The organism is Pseudomonas sp. 1176_21, assembly GCF_052850635.1.
In genome coordinates this window covers 307,737-325,711 of record NZ_VXCV01000006.1, presented here as the reverse complement: position 1 = coordinate 325,711, position 17,975 = coordinate 307,737, and the positions used below count along the sequence as shown (strand labels likewise).

General features: G+C 63.7%; 14 protein-coding genes. 8 read left to right on the top strand and 6 right to left on the bottom strand.

Annotated features, from left to right (window positions below):
- Nucleotides 1-208: 208 nt before the first annotated feature.
- From FW760_RS16825 to FW760_RS16805, 5 genes are all read right to left on the bottom strand, one after another.
- Nucleotides 209-1,537 carry an MFS transporter gene (locus tag FW760_RS16825; RefSeq protein ID WP_043864621.1) on the bottom strand — a complete coding sequence of 443 codons (1,329 nt, stop codon included), beginning with the start codon at nucleotides 1,535-1,537 and terminating at the stop codon, nucleotides 209-211.
- A 69-nt stretch (nucleotides 1,538-1,606) separates the two neighbouring features.
- Nucleotides 1,607-2,800 (bottom strand): L-2-hydroxyglutarate oxidase, encoded by a 1,194-nt coding sequence (gene lhgO, locus FW760_RS16820; RefSeq protein ID WP_043864620.1) that lies wholly within the window; start codon nucleotides 2,798-2,800, stop codon nucleotides 1,607-1,609.
- A 97-nt stretch (nucleotides 2,801-2,897) separates the two neighbouring features.
- Nucleotides 2,898-3,608: a FadR/GntR family transcriptional regulator gene (locus FW760_RS16815; protein ID WP_116055065.1), complete on the bottom strand. Its 711-nt coding sequence runs from the start codon at nucleotides 3,606-3,608 to the stop codon at nucleotides 2,898-2,900.
- Between the two features lie 56 nt (nucleotides 3,609-3,664).
- The gene (locus tag FW760_RS16810) at nucleotides 3,665-4,432 is read right to left on the bottom strand and encodes an amidohydrolase family protein (protein WP_116055063.1); all 768 of its coding nucleotides are present in this window, start codon (nucleotides 4,430-4,432) and stop codon (nucleotides 3,665-3,667) included.
- Between the two features lie 18 nt (nucleotides 4,433-4,450).
- Entirely contained in the window at nucleotides 4,451-4,804 is a 354-nt protein-coding gene (locus FW760_RS16805) for a hypothetical protein (RefSeq protein WP_043864617.1), read from the bottom strand.
- A gap of 248 nt (nucleotides 4,805-5,052) precedes the next feature.
- Here FW760_RS16805 and FW760_RS16800 point away from each other — a divergent pair, with 248 nt between their 5' ends.
- Nucleotides 5,053-9,918 (top strand): NAD-glutamate dehydrogenase, encoded by a 4,866-nt coding sequence (locus FW760_RS16800; protein ID WP_116055061.1) that lies wholly within the window; start codon nucleotides 5,053-5,055, stop codon nucleotides 9,916-9,918.
- Nucleotides 9,919-10,008: 90 nt separating this feature from the next.
- On the opposite strand, the gene ppsR is transcribed toward FW760_RS16800, so the two are convergent.
- Nucleotides 10,009-10,827: a posphoenolpyruvate synthetase regulatory kinase/phosphorylase PpsR gene (ppsR, locus tag FW760_RS16795; protein ID WP_043864615.1), complete on the bottom strand. Its 819-nt coding sequence runs from the start codon at nucleotides 10,825-10,827 to the stop codon at nucleotides 10,009-10,011.
- 177 nt (nucleotides 10,828-11,004) lie between these two features.
- On the opposite strand from ppsR, the gene ppsA reads away from it, so the two are divergent.
- The 7 genes from ppsA to sigX all read left to right on the top strand — a co-directional run bounded on the left by ppsA (nucleotide 11,005) and on the right by sigX (nucleotide 17,937).
- Entirely contained in the window at nucleotides 11,005-13,380 is a 2,376-nt protein-coding gene (gene ppsA / locus FW760_RS16790) for a phosphoenolpyruvate synthase (protein WP_116055059.1), read from the top strand.
- Nucleotides 13,381-13,488: 108 nt separating this feature from the next.
- Nucleotides 13,489-14,481 (top strand): alpha/beta fold hydrolase, encoded by a 993-nt coding sequence (locus FW760_RS16785; protein ID WP_043864613.1) that lies wholly within the window; start codon nucleotides 13,489-13,491, stop codon nucleotides 14,479-14,481.
- Between the two features lie 91 nt (nucleotides 14,482-14,572).
- Nucleotides 14,573-15,061, top strand: coding sequence for a ribonuclease E activity regulator RraA (gene rraA / locus FW760_RS16780; RefSeq protein ID WP_043864612.1), 489 nt, complete (start codon nucleotides 14,573-14,575; stop codon nucleotides 15,059-15,061).
- Nucleotides 15,062-15,088: 27 nt separating this feature from the next.
- Nucleotides 15,089-16,084, top strand: coding sequence for a zinc transporter ZntB (locus tag FW760_RS16775; protein WP_116055057.1), 996 nt, complete (start codon nucleotides 15,089-15,091; stop codon nucleotides 16,082-16,084).
- A gap of 98 nt (nucleotides 16,085-16,182) precedes the next feature.
- Nucleotides 16,183-16,431: a hypothetical protein gene (locus FW760_RS16770; RefSeq protein WP_043864610.1), complete on the top strand. Its 249-nt coding sequence runs from the start codon at nucleotides 16,183-16,185 to the stop codon at nucleotides 16,429-16,431.
- A gap of 2 nt (nucleotides 16,432-16,433) precedes the next feature.
- Nucleotides 16,434-17,258 (top strand): mechanosensitive ion channel family protein, encoded by an 825-nt coding sequence (locus FW760_RS16765; RefSeq protein WP_043864609.1) that lies wholly within the window; start codon nucleotides 16,434-16,436, stop codon nucleotides 17,256-17,258.
- A 112-nt stretch (nucleotides 17,259-17,370) separates the two neighbouring features.
- On the top strand, nucleotides 17,371-17,937 hold the full coding sequence (gene sigX, locus FW760_RS16760) for an RNA polymerase sigma factor SigX (protein ID WP_010223317.1): 567 nt from the start codon (nucleotides 17,371-17,373) through the stop codon (nucleotides 17,935-17,937).
- Nucleotides 17,938-17,975 lie beyond the last annotated feature (38 nt).

Sequence of the window (17,975 nt, the reverse complement as noted above, 5' to 3'; positions counted from 1 at the left end):
TGGGCGTGCGCCCGGGGGGAGGGCAACAACGCCCGGGCAGGGGCTGATACTTTAATCCATCCGGGGGTGCGGCGACTAATGGTGGGTGGGTAAATTTGAGCGCAGATCACAAATCATCGGTGCCGCCATCGCGGGTCAAGCCCGCTCCCACAAGGTCGGCGCTGTTCTTGTGGGAGCGGGCTTGACCCGCGATGATTAGCCAGGCGAGTCAGTTCTTGAAGCTGGAGTGCTTGCGCCCCTGGTCACACAGGGCGAACACCACCACGAACACTGCGGCGATCGCCAGGATCGCCACCACGCCGTCGGTCGAATGGGTCGGCGAGCTGGCCACCAGTGCCAGGCCGCCCAGTGGCGCCAGGCCACCGGCCACCGCGGTGCCGATCTCGCGCCCGGTGCCAAAGCCCGATGAGCGCGTGGCCGTGGGGAACTGGCGGCTGAGGAACGAACCCTGCGGGGCGAACATCATCGGCGCCAGCAGGCCGGTACCAATGGCGATGGCGATGTAGATCATCAGCGGCTCGGCGGTGTTGAGCAGGGCCATGAACGGGTACGCGAACAGTACCGAGAACAGACCGCCCATGATCAGCACGGCCTTGCTGCTCCATTTGTCGCACAACCAGCCGAAGCATGGCACCGCCACGATCGCCACCAGGCTGGCAATGGTCACCGACAGCGAGGTCACGTGGGCCTCCACACCCTTGAACTGGGTCAGGTAGGCCAGCGAGAAGGTCTTGAAGATATAGCTCAGGGCGTTGTAGCCGATGGCCACGAAGAACACCACGGCCAGGCCCTTGAGGTCGTTCTTGAACAGCGCCTTGAGCGGCGACACCTTGGCTTTTTTCGGCGCCTGCTCGAGTTCGGCGAACTGCGGGGTTTCCGGAATGCTGCGGCGTACCCAGAAGCCCACGCCCACCAGCACGATGCTGCAGATGAACGGGATGCGCCAGCCGCCCGAGAGCAGGAAGTCGTTGCCGTTCATGGTCAGCAGGTACACGGTCAGCGACGACAGCAGCAGACCCAGGTTGAGCCCCAGCGCAGGCCAGGCACCCTGACTGCCGCGCTTGCCTTCGCTGGCATGCTCGTAGCTGGTCACGGCCGCGGCGGACAGCTCGGCGCCCGCGCCCAGGCCCTGGATGATGCGCACCAGCACCAGGATGATCGGCGCCCAGATGCCAATGCTGGCGTAGCTGGGGATCAGGCCGATCAGGGTGGTGCACAGGCCCATCATGCAGAAGGTCACCACCAGTACCTGCTTGCGCCCGAAACGGTCGCCCAGGTAGCCGAACAGCACGCCGCCGAACGGGCGGGCGATAAAGCCGATGGCAAAGGTGGAGAAGGCCAGCAGCGAGGCAACCTGAGGGTTGCTGGCGTCGAAGAAGATCTTCGAGAACACGATGGCCGCCATGGTGGCGTACAGGTAGAAGTCGTACCACTCCAGCATCGAGCCGAAGATGGTGGCCGCCGCGACCTTGCGCAGGCGCTTCCTGTTCTGTTCCGGGGTTTCGGTTGCGGTGGTGACCGCTTCATGTACCGACATCGAGAGATTCCTTGTTGGTCTTTGTAGTTATTTTCAAGCGGGCGGCGGGCGCCCGTGCAGCAATGCGGATCAGCGTGGTGTGAGCAGGCGGTCGGCGATCATTTCGCCGATCGGGATGGCCGAGGTGGCTGCCGGCGACGGTGCGTTGCACACGTGGACCATGCGCGGGGTCTCGGCGAACAGGAAGTCGTGCACCAGGGTGCCGTCACGCATCACTGCCTGGGCGCGGATGCCCGCCTCGTAGGGCAGCAGGTCGTCGACCTCGAGCGAAGGGCAGTATTTGCGGCACTGTTCCAGGTAGCCGCGCTTGAACAGGGAGTTCTTCATCTCGGTGGTGCCCGAACCGAGGTTGTTCCACAGGGTTTTCCAGAAGCCGGGGAAGCTGGCGTACTGCGCCACGTCGCGCCAGTTGATCGAGAACTTGCCGTAGTTCTCGCGGCCCAGGCCCAGCACCGCATTCGGCCCGACAGTGACGCTGCCGTCGATCATGCGGGTGAGGTGCACGCCCAGAAACGGCAGCTCCGGGTCGGGGATCGGGTAGATCAGGTGATTGACGATCTGGTTCTTGGTGGCTGGCAGGCGGAAGTATTCGCCGCGAAACGGGATGATCTGGTGGTCGATCCTGACCCCGGCCAGCGCCGCCAGGCGGTCCGACTGCAGGCCGGCGCAGGCGACCAGCTGCCTGGCGCGCCATACGCGGTCTTCGCTGCTGATGGTGACGCTGTCGCCGCTTTCGGCGATCGCCGCCACGCGGGTGTCCAGGCAGATCTCGCCGCCGGCGGCCTGGATGACCTTGGCCATGGCCTGGCACACCTGCTTGTAGTCGACGATGCCGGTGGCATCGAGGAACAGCCCGCCCAGGCCGACGATGTTCGGCTCACGACGGCGCAGTTCGGCGGCATCCAGGCGCTCGACCTTCAGCCCGTTCTGTTGCGAGCGCTCGTACAGCGCCTGCATGCGTTGCACCTCGAGCGGGTTGGACGCCACCAGCAGCTTGCCGCACACCTCGTACTTGATGGCGTGGGTGTCGCAGAAGTCCTTGGTGGCCTGGGCGCCGCGCTTGCACAGGTCGGCCTTGAGGCTGCCGGGTGCGTAGTAGATGCCGGCGTGGATGACCCCGCTGTTGTGGCCGGTCTGGTGCCGGGCCAGTGTGGTTTCCTTCTCCAGGATGACCAGCGAGGCGCCAGGCTGGCGCTTGAGCAGCGCCATGGCGGTGGCGAGGCCGACGATGCCGCCGCCGATGATGCAGTAGTCGTAAATCATGCAGGGGTCACCTTGGTATTCTTATCTGGTTATCAGGTTGTCAGACTAAGTAGTGCGAAGAAAAAGGCGCTGACCCGCAGCGCCCGTCACGTGATGTTCATTCCATGGCTGGCAGGTCCAGCTTCAGGCGCTTGGCCGAGGCCCGCAGGTGCGCTTCGGCGCAGGCCGCGGCGCGCTGGCGGTCACCGTCGGCAATCGCCTGGTACAGCGCCTGGTGTTCGCGATTGGCGTCGGCCGAGCCGCCCACCGAATGCGCCGCCGAGTTCTCCCACGCGGTCTTGCGCGCGGCAGCCAGCTGGCCGCGCAGAAAGTCATGGAAGGCGACGAAGTAGTCGTTCTTGCTGGCTTCGGCAATTGCGCGGTGAAACTCCACGTCGGCAGCCGCGGCCACGTCGAACTGGCTGCGCTTGTCGATCATCTCCTGCAGGGCCTTGGCCATGCGCGACAGGTCTGCCTGGTCGCGGCGCTGGGCGGCAATCGAAGCGGCCTGTGTTTCAATCCACAGGCGCACTTCGAACATCTGCACCAGGTCGGCACTGCGCCCGTTGTTGCTGGGGAAGCGGAACACCGTGCCGGTCGGATTCTGCGAAATGTACGAGCCCAGCCCGCGCCGGGCGATCAGTACACCATCGGCCTTGAGCTGGGAGATCGCCTCGCGCACCACCGAGCGGCTGACATTCAGCTGTTCGGCCAGTTGCTGCTCGGTGGGCAGGCGTGCTTCGGCAGCCAGGCGCCCCGAGTCGATCTCGGTGCGGATGGCGCTGACGACGCGTTCCACCAGGGTGTCGGGGCGTTGAAGCTCGAGCATGAAGGATAAAGCCAGTAGGTCAGGTTGTCAGACAATGCCCGTGCAGTTGCATGTTGTCAAGAATGTGCCTGGGGTTGCAGGCGATAGAACGCCCGTGCGTTACCCCACAGCACGCGCTCGACACTGGTGCTGCCCAGCGTGTGGCGGATCAGCTGGATATCGGCCGGGTCGAACGGGCGCGGTGCGCGGGTGGAGGGCAGGTCGCTGCCGAACAGCAGGGCGTGGGGGTTGGCGGCATCGATGTCGCGCAGGGCTTTGACCACGTCGAAATCGACCCGGCCAAAGCCGCAGGCCTTGATGCGCACACCTGCCTCGGCCAGTTGCAGCAGCGCCGGCAGGCCGTCGCGGCGCAGGCCCAGGTGATCGATGCTTACCGCCGGCAAGCGGCGCAGCAGCGGGGTCAGCTCGCCCAGCTCGCGCGAATCGACGTACAGCTCGACGTGCCAGCCGGCCAGTTCGAACACGCGCAGGGCCATGGCTTCGAGCTGATCGGCCTGCGCCGAGCCGCCGCGCTTGAGGTTGAAGCGCAGCGCTCGCACGCCGGCGGCATCCAGCGCGAGCAGCTCGGCATCGCTGATGCCGACCGGCACCTGGGTCACCCCCACGTAGCCTGGGCCCAGCTGTTTCAAGGCGGCCAGCAGGTAGCCCTGGTCGAAGGCCTGGAACGAGCCCGACACCACCGCGCCGCCGCAGATGCCCAGCGGCGTGACGGCCGCCAGGTAGTCCTCGGTGGTGAAGGCCTCGGGCAGGTAGCCGTTGTTGGGCACCAGCGCGAAGCGCGGGTCGATGATGTGGCAGTGGGCGTCGAAGATCGGCTGGGGCATGGGGGCTCCTTGACGGGGTTACAGCTCGCTGACGTAGGTGCCGGTGCCCTTGAGGATGTTCTGCAGGGTCTGCTCGACTTCGGCGAGGTCGGTGCCGTCGCTGCTGAGGGTGATTTCCAGATGATCGGCGCCGTTGAACACGTCGGCGTCTCCCGGCGCCACTTCGATCAGCAGGCGCCTGGCACTGAGGGTGACCTTGATGCCGTCCAGTGTGCTCGGTTCGTCATCCAGGGTGATGTCCACCGTGTCTTCGTCCGGGTAGCGGGTCATGAGGAACATCTGGCCCTTGTCGCTGTGGCAGCACAGGGTGGCCATGTTGTCTTCTTCATCATCGCAGGGGGTGGCGAAGAGCAGGGGGGTGGTCAGTTGCATGGACGGCTCGGTGGTCAAGAAGTGAAACGCGAGTGTGCCAGTCTTCGGTCAATGGATAAATCGCCGCCTGCCGCTGATTGACCGAATATGTCGCAGCATCGCAAGCAGGGGTGACCGGCCAGTCGTTAAGCTGCCCTGTCGATGGACAACCCGACGACACCCAGCGTGTGGTTGGCTATGGTTGATCCGAGCATGACGGCATGTGCGCGACGCTTCACTCAATAACAAGCCCAAGCGGAGTACCACAGATGGCGTTTTTCACCGCAGCCAGCAAAGCCGACTTCCAGCATCAACTGCAGGCGGCCCTGGCGCAGCACATCGGGGAACAGGCACTGCCACAAGTGGCGCTGTTTGCCGAGCAGTTCTTTGGCATCATCTCTCTTGACGAATTGACCCAGCGTCGCCTCTCCGACCTGGCCGGCTGCACCCTCTCGGCCTGGCGCATCATCGAACGCTTCGACCACACCGAACCCCAGGTTCGGGTCTACAACCCCGATTACGAACGCCACGGCTGGCAGTCCACCCACACGGCCGTGGAAGTGCTGCACCATGACCTGCCGTTTCTGGTCGACTCGGTGCGTACCGAGCTCAACCGCCGCGGCTACAGCATCCATACCCTGCAGACCACCGTGCTCAGCGTGCGTCGCGGGGCCAAGGGCGAGCTGCTGGAGATTCTGCCCAAGGGCACCCAGGGTGAGGGCATCCTGCAGGAATCGCTGATGTACCTGGAGATCGACCGCTGCGCCAATGCCGCCGAGCTCAACCTGCTGGCCCGCGAGTTGGAGCAGGTGCTGGCCGAAGTGCGCGTGGTGGTGGCCGATTTCGAGCCGATGAAGGCCAAGGTGCGCGAGCTGCTCGAGCTGATCGACCACACGGCCTACGCCCCGGCCGCTGCCGAGAAGGACGAGGTCAAGAGCTTCCTGCAATGGCTGGTGAGCAACCATTTCACCTTCCTGGGCTACGAAGAGTTCGTGGTCAAGGCCGACGCCCAGGGCGGCCAGCTGGAGTATGACGAGCAGTCCTTCCTCGGCCTGACCCGCCGCCTGCGCAGCGGCCTCAGCGCCGACGACCTGCGCATCGAAGACTACGCCGTCAATTACCTCAACGAGCCGCTGCTGCTGTCGTTCGCCAAGGCCGCGCACCCCAGCCGCGTGCACCGCCCGGCCTACCCGGACTACGTGTCGATCCGCCAGCTGGACGCCGACGGCAAGGTGATCAAGGAATGCCGCTTCATGGGCCTGTACACCTCGTCGGTGTATGGCGAAAGTGTGCGGGTGATCCCGTACATTCGCGGCAAGGTCGCCGAAGTGGAGCGCCGTTCGGGCTTCGACGCCAAGGCCCACCTGGGCAAGGAGCTGGCCCAGGTACTCGAGGTGCTGCCGCGCGACGACCTGTTCCAGACCCCGGTGGACGAGCTGTTCAGCACCGTGATGTCGATCGTGCAGATCCAGGAGCGCAACAAGATTCGCGTGTTCCTGCGCAAGGACCCCTACGGGCGCTTCTGCTACTGCCTGGCCTATGTGCCGCGCGACATCTATTCCACCGAGGTGCGCCAGAAGATCCAGCAGGTGCTGATGGAGCGCCTGAAGGCCAGCGACTGCGAGTTCTGGACCTTCTTCTCCGAGTCGGTGCTGGCCCGCGTGCAACTGATTCTGCGAGTCGACCCGAAAAACCGCATCGACATCGACCCCCAGCAGCTGGAAAACGAAGTGGTGCAGGCCTGCCGTTCGTGGCAGGACGACTATGCCAGCCTGACCGTCGAGAGCTTCGGCGAGGCCCAGGGCACCAATGTGCTGGCCGACTTCCCCAAAGGCTTCCCGGCCGGCTACCGCGAGCGCTTTGCCGCGCATTCGGCGGTGGTGGACATGCAGCACCTGCTGACCCTGTCCGACAGCAAGCCGTTGGTGATGAGCTTCTACCAGCCGCTGACCCAGGCCGGCAAACAGCAACTGCACTGCAAGCTGTACCACGCCGACACCCCGCTGGCGCTGTCGGACGTGCTGCCGATCCTGGAAAACCTGGGCCTGCGCGTACTGGGCGAGTTCCCGTACCGTCTTCGCCACAGCAATGGCCGCGAGTTCTGGATTCATGACTTTGCCTTCACCTACAGCGAAGGCCTGAACCTGGATATCCAGCAGCTCAACGACACCCTGCAGGACGCCTTCGTGCACATCGTCAACGGCGACGCCGAAAACGATGCGTTCAACCGTCTGGTACTGACCGCCGGCCTGCCGTGGCGCGACGTGGCGCTGCTGCGCGCCTATGCCCGCTACCTCAAGCAGATTCGCCTGGGCTTCGACCTGGGCTACATCGCCAGCACCCTGAACAACCATACCGACATCGCCCGCGAGCTGACCCGGCTGTTCAAGACCCGCTTCTACCTGGCGCGCAAGCTGGCCGGGGATGACCTGGACGACAAGCAGCAACGCCTGGAACAGGCGATCCTGACCGCGCTGGACGACGTGCAGGTGCTCAACGAAGACCGCATCCTGCGTCGCTACCTGGACCTGATCAAGGCCACCCTGCGCACCAACTTCTACCAGACCGACGCCAATGGCCAGGCCAAGTCGTACTTCAGCTTCAAGTTCAACCCAAGGCTGATTCCCGAGCTGCCCAAGCCGGTGCCCAAGTTCGAGATCTTCGTGTATTCGCCGCGGGTCGAGGGCGTGCACCTGCGCTTTGGCAACGTGGCACGCGGCGGGCTGCGCTGGTCGGACCGCGAAGAGGACTTCCGCACCGAAGTGCTGGGCCTGGTGAAGGCGCAGCAGGTGAAGAACTCGGTGATCGTGCCGGTAGGTGCCAAGGGTGGCTTCCTGCCGCGCCGGCTGCCGCTGGGCGGCAGCCGCGACGATATCCAGGCCGAAGGCATCGCCTGCTACCGCATCTTCATTTCCGGCCTGCTGGACATTACCGACAACCTCAAGGATGGCGTGCTGGTGCCGCCGGTCAACGTGGTGCGTCACGACGATGACGACCCGTACCTGGTGGTGGCGGCCGACAAGGGCACCGCGACCTTCTCGGACATCGCCAACGGCATCGCCATCGACTACGGCTTCTGGCTGGGAGACGCCTTTGCCTCGGGCGGTTCGGCCGGCTACGACCACAAGAAGATGGGGATTACCGCCCGTGGTGCGTGGGTTGGCGTGCAGCGCCATTTCCGCGAGCGTGGCATCAACGTGCAGCAGGACCCGATCACCGTGGTCGGTGTGGGCGACATGGCCGGCGACGTGTTCGGCAACGGCCTGCTGATGTCAGACAAGCTGCAACTGGTGGCCGCCTTCAACCACCTGCATATCTTCATCGACCCGAACCCGGAGCCTGCCAGTAGCTTTGCCGAGCGCAAGCGCCTGTTCGACCTGCCGCGGTCGGCCTGGAGCGACTACGACACCAGCATCATGTCCGAAGGTGGCGGGATCTTCTCGCGCAGTGCCAAGAGCATCGCCATCAGCCCGCAGATGAAGGAACGCTTTGCCATCGAGGCCGACAAGCTGACCCCGACCGAGCTGCTCAATGCGCTGCTCAAGGCGCCGGTCGACCTGCTGTGGAACGGCGGCATCGGCACCTACGTCAAGTCCAGCGAAGAGAGCCACGCCGATGTGGGCGACAAGGCCAACGACGCGTTGCGCGTGGACGGCAACGAGCTGCGCTGCAAGGTGGTGGGCGAGGGCGGCAACCTGGGCATGACCCAGCTGGGTCGGGTCGAGTTCGGCCTCAACGGCGGCGCGACCAACACCGACTTCATCGACAACGCCGGTGGCGTGGACTGCTCCGACCACGAGGTCAACATCAAGATCCTGCTCAACGAGGTGGTGCAGGCCGGTGACATGACCGAGAAGCAGCGCAACCAGTTGCTGGGCAGCATGACCGACGAAGTGTCTGCGCTGGTGCTGGGCAACAACTACAAGCAGACCCAGGCACTGTCGCTGGCGGCGCGCCGGGCGCGTGAGCGGATTTCCGAGTACAAGCGCCTGATGGCCGACCTGGAAAGTCGCGGCAAGCTGGACCGGGCCATCGAGTTCCTGCCTACCGAAGAGCAACTGGCCGAGCGCATTGCGGCCAACCAGGGCCTGACCCGGGCCGAGCTGTCGGTGCTGATCTCGTACAGCAAGATCGACCTCAAGGAAGCCCTGCTGCAGTCGCTGGTGCCGGATGACGACTACCTGACCCGCGACATGGAGACAGCCTTCCCGCCGTCGCTGGTGAACAAGTTCGCCGAGGCCATGCGTCGCCATCGCCTCAAGCGCGAGATCGTCAGCACCCAGATCGCCAACGACCTGGTCAACAACATGGGCATCACCTTCGTGCAGCGGCTCAAGGAGTCCACGGGCATGAGCCCGGCGAACGTGGCCGGTGCCTACGTGATCGTGCGCGACATCTTCCACCTGCCGCACTGGTTCCGCCAGATCGAGGCGCTGGACTACCTGGTGCCCGCCGAAGTGCAGCTGACGCTGATGGACGAGCTGATGCGCCTGGGCCGCCGGGCCACCCGCTGGTTCCTGCGCAGCCGTCGCAACGAGCAGGATGCCGGGCGTGACGTGGCCCACTTCGGGCCCAAGATCGCGGCGCTGGGGCTCAAGCTGGACGAACTGCTGGAGGGGCCGACCCGCGAGCGCTGGATGACCCGCTACCAGGGCTTCGTCGAAGCCGGCGTGCCGGAGCTGCTGGCGCGCATGGTGGCTGGCACTACGCACCTGTACACCCTGTTGCCGATCATCGAGGCCTCCGATGTGACCGGCCAGGACCCGGCCGAGGTGGCCAAGGCGTTCTTCGCCGTGGGCAGCGCGCTGGACCTGACCTGGTACCTGCAGGAAATCAGCAACCTGCCGGTGGAGAACAACTGGCAGGCACTGGCACGTGAAGCGTTTCGCGATGACATCGACCTGCAGCAGCGCGCCATCACCATCTCCGTGTTGCAGATGGTCGATGCGCCTGCCGACATGGATGCGCGGGTTGCCTTGTGGCTGGCGCAGCATGCGGTGATGGTGGAGCGCTGGCGCGCGATGCTCGATGAGCTGCGTGCGGCCACCGGCACCGATTACGCCATGTACGCGGTGGCCAACCGCGAGCTGGTTGACCTGGCGCTGAGCGGGCAGTCGGCGGCGGTGCCGTCGTGAGTGTGTAGCAGGTAAAAAGAAGCCCCGGCCTGTGCCGGGGCTTTCTTTTGGCGGGGTGGGCCGTTGCGCCGGCAAGGCCGGCCGGGCGGCTTACTTGAAGCGCCGCTCCACGCCTTTCTCCACCAGGATCTTGGCGGATATCTCTTCCACCGAAAAATGCGTGGAGTTGATGTTGGGAATGTTCTCGCGCCGGAACAGGTTCTCCACTTCGCGCACCTCGAACTCGCACTGGGCAAAGCTGGCGTAGCGGCTGTTGGGCTTGCGCTCGTGGCGAATGGCAGTGAGGCGGTCGGGGTCGATGGTCAGGCCGAACAGCTTGTGCTGGTGGTTCTTCAAGGCCGGTGGCAACTGCAGGCGCTCCATGTCGTCTTCGGTCAGCGGGTAGTTGGCTGCGCGAATGCCGAACTGCATGGCCATGTACAGGCAGGTGGGGGTCTTGCCGCAGCGCGATACGCCCACCAGGATCAGGTCGGCCTTGTCGTAGTAGTGGGTGCGCGCACCGTCGTCGTTGTCCAGGGCGAAGTTCACCGCCTCGATGCGCTCCATGTAGTTGGAGTTGCCGCCGATCGAGTGCGATTTGCCCACCGAATACGACGAATGGGCGGTCAGCTCCTGTTCCAGCGGCGCCAGGAAGGTCGAGAAGATGTCGATCATGAAGCCGTTGGAGGTAGCCAGGATCTCGCGGATATCCTGGTTGACGATGGTGTCGAAGATGATCGGGCGCACGCCGTCGCGTTCTGCGGCGGTATTGATTTGCTGTACCATGGTGCGCGCTTTGTCCACGGTGTCGATGTACGGTCGCGTGAACTTGTTGAACCCGATGCTCTCGAATTGTGCCAACAAGCTTTGTCCCAGCGTTTCGGCAGTGATGCCGGTGCCGTCGGAAATAAAGAAAGCAGATCGTTTCATTTGCGCCTTGGGCCTTAAGCTGGTGACGATTCTTGGATATGATACGTTCGGTTTGCCGAACATCCCTGGTCGGCATTCTCACTTATTTTCCAGGTCCAGGCCACAAACGCCCGGTACGGTCACAGCGAACTGACCGGCGTCATGAGCTTTTCCAACACAGTTAGTGGAGAGATCACCTTGGTAGAGTACGTAGTTTCCCTCGATAAGCTCGGCGTCCATGATGTAGAGCATGTGGGGGGCAAGAACGCATCCCTCGGAGAGATGATCAGTAATCTCGCGGGCGCCGGTGTATCGGTCCCCGGCGGCTTTGCCACTACGGCTCAGGCGTATCGTGACTTTCTCGAGCAGAGCGGCCTGAACGCCCAGATCCATGCCGCCCTCGACGCGCTGGATGTGGATGACGTCAATGCCCTGGCCCGCACCGGCGCACAGATCCGCCAGTGGATCATGGAAGCCGAATTCCCCGAGCGGCTGAACACCGAAATCCGTACCGCCTTCGCCGAAATGTCCCAGGGCAACCCGAACATGGCTGTCGCCGTGCGTTCCTCGGCCACTGCCGAAGACCTGCCGGACGCCTCGTTTGCCGGGCAGCAGGAAACCTTCCTGAACATCCGCGGCGTGGACAACGTGATCCGCGCGGCCAAGGAAGTGTTCGCCTCGCTGTTCAACGACCGCGCCATTTCCTACCGCGTGCACCAGGGCTTCGACCACAAGCTGGTGGCCCTGTCGGCCGGCGTGCAGCGCATGGTGCGTTCCGAAACCGGCACCGCCGGCGTGATGTTCACCCTGGACACCGAGTCGGGTTTCCGTGACGTGGTGTTCATCACCGGCGCCTACGGCCTGGGCGAAACCGTCGTGCAGGGCGCAGTCAACCCCGACGAATTCTACGTGCACAAGGGCACCCTGCAAGCCGGGCGCCCGGCCATCCTGCGCCGCAACCTGGGCAGCAAGGCCATCAAGATGATCTACGGCGACGAGGCCAAGGCCGGTCGTTCGGTCAAGACCGTCGATGTCGACAAGGTCGACCGCACCCGTTTCTGCCTGAGCGACGAAGAGGTCAGCGAGCTGGCCAAGCAGGCCATGATCATCGAGCAGCACTACAAGTGCCCGATGGACATCGAGTGGGCCAAGGACGGTGACGACGGCAAGCTGTACATCGTGCAGGCGCGCCCTGAAACCGTGAAGAGCCGCGCCCAGGCCAACGTCATGGAGCGCTACCTGCTCAAGGAAACCGGCACCGTGCTGGTGGAAGGCCGTGCCATCGGCCAGCGCATCGGTGCCGGCAAGGTGCGGATCATCAAGGACGTGTCGGAGATGGACAAGGTCCAGCCAGGCGACGTGCTGGTGTCCGACATGACCGACCCGGACTGGGAACCGGTGATGAAGCGCGCCAGCGCCATCGTCACCAACCGTGGCGGGCGTACCTGCCACGCCGCGATCATTGCCCGTGAACTGGGCATTCCGGCGGTGGTCGGGTGCGGCAACGCCACCCAGCTGCTCAAGGATGGCCAGGGCGTGACCGTGTCGTGCGCCGAAGGCGATACCGGCTTCATCTTCGAAGGCGAGCTGGGCTTCGACATTCGCCAGAACTCGGTGGATGCCATGCCCGACCTGCCGTTCAAGATCATGATGAACGTCGGCAACCCGGATCGCGCATTCGATTTTGCCCAGCTGCCCAACGCCGGTGTCGGCCTGGCACGCCTGGAATTCATCATCAACCGCATGATCGGCGTGCACCCCAAGGCACTGCTCAACTATGCCGGCCTGCCGGCCGAGCTCAAGGAAAGCGTCGACAAGCGCATTGCCGGCTACGGCGATCCGGTCGGTTTCTACGTCGAGAAGCTGGTCGAGGGCATCAGCACCCTGGCCGCAGCGTTCTGGCCGAAGAAGGTCATCGTGCGCCTGTCGGACTTCAAGTCCAACGAGTACGCCAACCTGATCGGCGGCAAGCTGTACGAGCCGGAAGAAGAAAACCCGATGCTGGGCTTCCGTGGCGCCTCGCGCTACATCAGCGAATCGTTCCGTGACTGCTTCGAGCTCGAGTGCCGTGCACTCAAGCGCGTGCGCGACGAAATGGGCCTGACCAACGTCGAGATCATGGTGCCGTTCGTACGGACCCTGGGCGAAGCCAGCCAGGTGGTCGACCTGCTGGCCGAGAACGGCCTGGGCCGTGGCGTCAACGGCCTGCGTGTGATCATGATGTGCGAGCTGCCCTCCAACGCGATCCTGGCCGATGAGTTCCTCGAGTACTTCGACGGGTTCTCCATCGGGTCCAACGACCTGACCCAGCTGACCCTGGGCCTGGACCGCGACTCCGGCATCATTGCGCACCTGTTCGACGAGCGTAACCCTGCGGTCAAGAAGCTGCTGGCCAACGCCATCCAGGCCTGCAACAAGGCCGGCAAGTACATCGGTATCTGCGGCCAGGGCCCGTCCGATCACCCTGACCTGGCCAAGTGGCTGATGGAGCAGGGCATCGAAAGCGTCTCGCTGAACCCTGACTCGGTGCTCGAAACCTGGTTCTTCCTGGCCGAGGGCCAGGCCCAGGCCTGATGCGCTGAAGAGGAGCGGCCGCCAGCCAGGAGGCGTCGGGCGGCCGCTTCAACGGATTTTCAGGGCGTGATCCAGTGATGGGCTCGCCCTTTTTTGTGCAAGTAACCTATGCAAAGCAGCAGTACTCTTTTTCCCGTTGCCCTGCTCAGTGCCGAGCGGCGCGGCGACCTCAGCGAAGATGTGTATCGGCTCAAGGCCGGCAACAGCCCCGACCGTACGGTCGAGCTGGCGCTGACACGCCTTGGTATGGCCGACCAGAGCGAGGTGCGCGGTGCCCCGGTCATCCTGTTGCATGGCAGCTTTTCCAACCGGCGCTTCTGGTTCTCGCCGCGCGGTATCGGCCTGGGCGCGACCCTGGCACGCGCCGGTTTCGACGTGTGGATACCGGAAATGCGCGGCCATGGGCTGTCACCCCGCAACCGCGACTACCGCCACAACCGTGTGGCGGACTATGCCCGTTACGATCTGCCGGCAATTGCCGCGTTCGTGTGCGAGGTGAGCGGGCGCACCCCGCACTGGCTTGGCCACTCGCTGGGCGGTACCACGCTGGCGGCAGCGCTGGGCGGGGCTTACCTGGCCCAGGAGCAGGTCGCCAGTGCGGCCTTTTTCGGCACTCAGGTCAGCCGTACCTACTGGCCATTGAAAATCCCACCGGTGGAGTGGGGCGGGCGCCTGCTGCTCAAGCGCTTTGCACACCTGTCAGGTTCGCGGCTCAAGCGCGGGCCCGAAGATGAGCCCATCGGCCTGGCGCTGGAAAGCATGCGCTGGTTCGGCCTGTTCGGACGCTTTGGCGACAAGCAGAGCGACTGGTGGGCCGGGCTTGCCGAGGTGCGCGTGCCAGTGCTGGCGGTGGCTGGGGCCGGAGATCACCAGGACCCGGTGTGGGCCTGTCGCAAGTTGTTCGAGCAAATAGGCAGCGAGCACAAGCGTTTCGTGCGGCTGGGGCGCGAGGAAGGCTTCGACAATTTCGGTCATGTCGATATGCTGGTCAGCAAACCGGCCCAGGCCCAGGTGTGGCCGCTGGTGGAGCGCTGGCTGAGCGACCCGCAGGCCATGCTGGCCCCGGCCGAGACAGGTGACCCGCAGCCCGTCGGCGTGTAGCCTTGGTTAAACGCCGGTGCGCCGGCTTCGTCTTTTCAGTGAACGTGTGAAATCCGCTTTCCATTCAATTGGCCATCGACAGGAGTTTCCCATGCATTACCTTACCCCCGACTTGTGTGACGCCTACCCGGACCTGGTGCAGGTGCTGGAGCCGATGTTCAGCAACTTCGGCGGCCGCGATTCGTTCGGCGGTCAGATCGTCACCGTCAAGTGCTTCGAGGACAACTCGCTGGTAAAGGCGCAAGCCGACCTGGATGGCAAGGGCAAGGTGCTGGTGGTCGACGGCGGCGGTTCGCTGCGCCGGGCGCTGCTGGGTGACATGATTGCCGAGAAGGCCGCCAAGAATGGCTGGGAAGGGCTGGTGATCTACGGTTGCGTGCGTGACGTGGATGCGCTGGCGCAAACCAATCTGGGTGTGCAGGCGCTGGCCAGCCACCCGATGAAGACCGACAAGCGCGGCATTGGTGACCTGAATGTGGTGGTCACGTTCGCTGGTGTGACCTTCCGGCCGGGGGAGTACGTGTACGCTGACAACAACGGTGTCATCGTGTCGCCCAGCCCGTTGAAGATGCCCGAGTAATTTTCGCTGACGGTGCGTGGGGTAGGGATGTTCGAGGAAGAAAACGCGCAGTGGGGGCTGGTGCATGCCCTGGTACTCGATGGCAAGGGCGGTGCGCGTTCGATCGCTCGAACCGAACTGGACGATCTGCAGTTGCAGCCGGAGCAGAGCCTGTGGCTGCACTGGGATCGCAGCCACCCGCAAACCCAGACCTGGCTGCGCCATGACAGCGGCCTGAGCCCCTTCGCCTGTGACCTGCTGCTGGAGGAAAACACCCGGCCGCGCCTGGTGCCTTTATCGGATGCGCAGATGTTGCTGTTTCTGCGCGGGGTCAACCTCAACCCGGGCGCCGAACCCGAAGACATGGTGTCGGTGCGCATCTTCGCCCAGGCGCAGCGGGTGATTTCGCTGCGCCTGCGGCCGCTGCGCGCCACCGACGAGCTGCTTCAGCAACTGGACGAGGGGCGTGGCCCGACCACGGCCTCCGAGCTGTTGCTGAGCCTGGCCCAGTTGCTGACCGAAAAGGTCCAGGCGCTGGTGTCGGACCTGTCCGAAGTGGTGGATGAAGAGGAAGAAAAACTCGAATCCGACGAACGGTATACGCCTGAGCACGGCAGCCTGCAGCAGATGCGGCGGCGCGCCGCCGGCCTGCGTCGGTTCCTGGCGCCGCAGCGGGAAATCTATGCGCAGCTGGCGCGCAACAAATGGCCATGGTTCGCGCCGGACGATGCCGACTACTGGAACGAGCTCAACAACAGCCTGATCCGCTACCTCGAAGAGCTGGAACTGACCCGCGAGCGCGTGGCGCTGGTGCTTGAAAGCGAGGACCGGCGCCTGAGCGAACGCATGAACAAGACCATGTACCGCTTCGGAATCATCACCTGTATCTTCCTGCCCATGAGCTTTCTGACCGGCTTGCTGGGCATCAACGTGGGGGGCATTCCGGGTTCGGAAAACCCCTACGGCTTCCTTTATGCCAGCTTGCTGGTGCTCGTGCTGGCCCTGGGCCAATGGTGGCTGTTTCGCCGTCTTCGCTGGGTATAGGGGGACTTTCTTGAAATTTCCTACAACATTTGCGCAGATTGTTCATGTGACCCGCCCTATGAGCGTCTCGTCTTTGACAGACATTGCGCGAGGTGCCCATGCACGATCCGTTTGAAGAATCCCTGCGGGACCTGCTCAAGGCCTCGCCGTCCGGCAAAGACCGCGACGACGACGCCTGCCTGGGCCGGGTCCTCAAGACCGCCAACCGTCAGGTAGGCGCGGGCGATCTGTTCAGCCTGCTCGGCCGTTGGAGCCAGGCGCTGATGATCGCCGTGAACAATGGCTCGGCGCATGTCGCGCCGGTGCGTCGTAACGCTTCTGCCCGTAAAGCTGATAAGGCTGATTGATTATGGAACTTGATCTCTGGACCCAGAGCCTGGTGGCGGCGATGACCGCCTTGTGGACCAAAGTCGCCAACTTCATCCCCAACCTGTTTGGGGCGCTGGTGGTGGTGCTGCTGGGCTTTGTGGTTGCCAAGCTGCTCGATACCCTGTTGTCCAAGCTGCTGGCCAAGCTTGGCCTGGATCGCCTGATGGGCGGCACCGGCCTGACCAAGATGCTCAGCCGGGTGGGCATCCAGGTGCCGATCTCGACGCTGATCGGCAAGATCGTCTACTGGTTCGTGCTGCTGATCTTCCTGGTTTCGGCCGCCGAATCCCTGGGGCTTGAACGTGTTTCGGCGACCCTGGACATGCTGGCGCTGTACCTGCCCAAGGTGTTTGGCGGTGCGCTGGTGCTGCTGGCCGGTGTGCTGCTGGCCCAGATCGTCAACGGCCTGGTGCGCGGTGCCGCCGAGGGTATCGGCCTGGAATACGCCGCAGGGGTCGGGCGTATCGCCCAGGGCCTGGTCATCATCATCAGCATTTCGGTGGCCATCAGCCAGTTGGAGGTCAAGACCGACCTGCTCAACCACGTGATTGTCATCGGGTTGATTACCGTTGGTCTGGCAGTTGCGCTGGCCATGGGCCTGGGCAGCCGTGAAATCGCCGGGCAGATCCTGGCTGGAATTTACGTACGTGAGCTCTATCAGGTCGGCCAGCAGGTCCAGATTGGCGAGGTCGAGGGGCAGATCGAAGAGATCGGCACGGTCAAGACGACCGTGCTCACCGACGAGGGTGAACTGGTATCGCTGTCGAACCGGATCCTCCTGGAGCAGCGGGTCAGTAGCCGCTAACCGGGCAAATCCTGCTAATGTATGCCGCCGCAAAATCGCCCAGGCAGGGCGAGCGGCGACAATGACCTGACTGTCGGCCAGATTTGTTTTGAATAAAGTTCACTCGCTGCCCATGCGTTACGACCCCCGCGAGCTCACTGATGAGGAGTTGGTGGCGCGTTCGCATGAGGAGCTTTTTCATGTTACTCGCGCCTATGAAGAGCTCATGCGGCGCTACCAGCGGACCCTTTTTAACGTGTGTGCACGTTATCTGGGGAACGATCGGGATGCTGACGATGTCTGTCAGGAGGTGATGTTGAAGGTGCTGTACGGCCTGAAGAATTTCGAAGGCAAGTCGAAATTCAAGACCTGGCTCTACAGCATCACCTACAACGAATGCATCACCCAGTACCGCAAGGAGCGGCGCAAACGTCGTTTGATGGATGCGCTAAGTCTCGATCCGCTCGAGGAGGCCTCTGAAGAGAAGGCCCCCAAACCGGAAGAGAAAGGCGGGCTGGATAAATGGCTGGTTCATGTGAACCCGATCGACCGCGAAATCCTGGTGCTACGATTTGTCGCAGAGCTGGAGTTCCAGGAGATCGCCGACATCATGCACATGGGCCTGAGCGCCACGAAAATGCGCTACAAGCGTGCGCTCGACAAGCTACGCGAGAAATTTGCGGGCCTCACCGAAACTTAGTGAGTCGCAAATATCTCTAACGTATCGACAAGGTCTGC

Coding starts and splice junctions, on each gene's coding strand:
- FW760_RS16825 (WP_043864621.1), bottom strand. CDS start 1,537: ATGTCGGTACATGAAGCGGTCACCACCGCAACCGAAACCCCGGAACAG.
- lhgO (WP_043864620.1), bottom strand. CDS start 2,800: ATGATTTACGACTACTGCATCATCGGCGGCGGCATCGTCGGCCTCGCC.
- FW760_RS16815 (WP_116055065.1), bottom strand. CDS start 3,608: ATGCTCGAGCTTCAACGCCCCGACACCCTGGTGGAACGCGTCGTCAGC.
- FW760_RS16810 (WP_116055063.1), bottom strand. CDS start 4,432: ATGCCCCAGCCGATCTTCGACGCCCACTGCCACATCATCGACCCGCGC.
- FW760_RS16805 (WP_043864617.1), bottom strand. CDS start 4,804: ATGCAACTGACCACCCCCCTGCTCTTCGCCACCCCCTGCGATGATGAA.
- FW760_RS16800 (WP_116055061.1), top strand. CDS start 5,053: ATGGCGTTTTTCACCGCAGCCAGCAAAGCCGACTTCCAGCATCAACTG.
- ppsR (WP_043864615.1), bottom strand. CDS start 10,827: ATGAAACGATCTGCTTTCTTTATTTCCGACGGCACCGGCATCACTGCC.
- FW760_RS16785 (WP_043864613.1), top strand. CDS start 13,489: ATGCAAAGCAGCAGTACTCTTTTTCCCGTTGCCCTGCTCAGTGCCGAG.
- rraA (WP_043864612.1), top strand. CDS start 14,573: ATGCATTACCTTACCCCCGACTTGTGTGACGCCTACCCGGACCTGGTG.
- FW760_RS16775 (WP_116055057.1), top strand. CDS start 15,089: ATGTTCGAGGAAGAAAACGCGCAGTGGGGGCTGGTGCATGCCCTGGTA.
- FW760_RS16770 (WP_043864610.1), top strand. CDS start 16,183: ATGCACGATCCGTTTGAAGAATCCCTGCGGGACCTGCTCAAGGCCTCG.
- FW760_RS16765 (WP_043864609.1), top strand. CDS start 16,434: ATGGAACTTGATCTCTGGACCCAGAGCCTGGTGGCGGCGATGACCGCC.
- sigX (WP_010223317.1), top strand. CDS start 17,371: ATGCGTTACGACCCCCGCGAGCTCACTGATGAGGAGTTGGTGGCGCGT.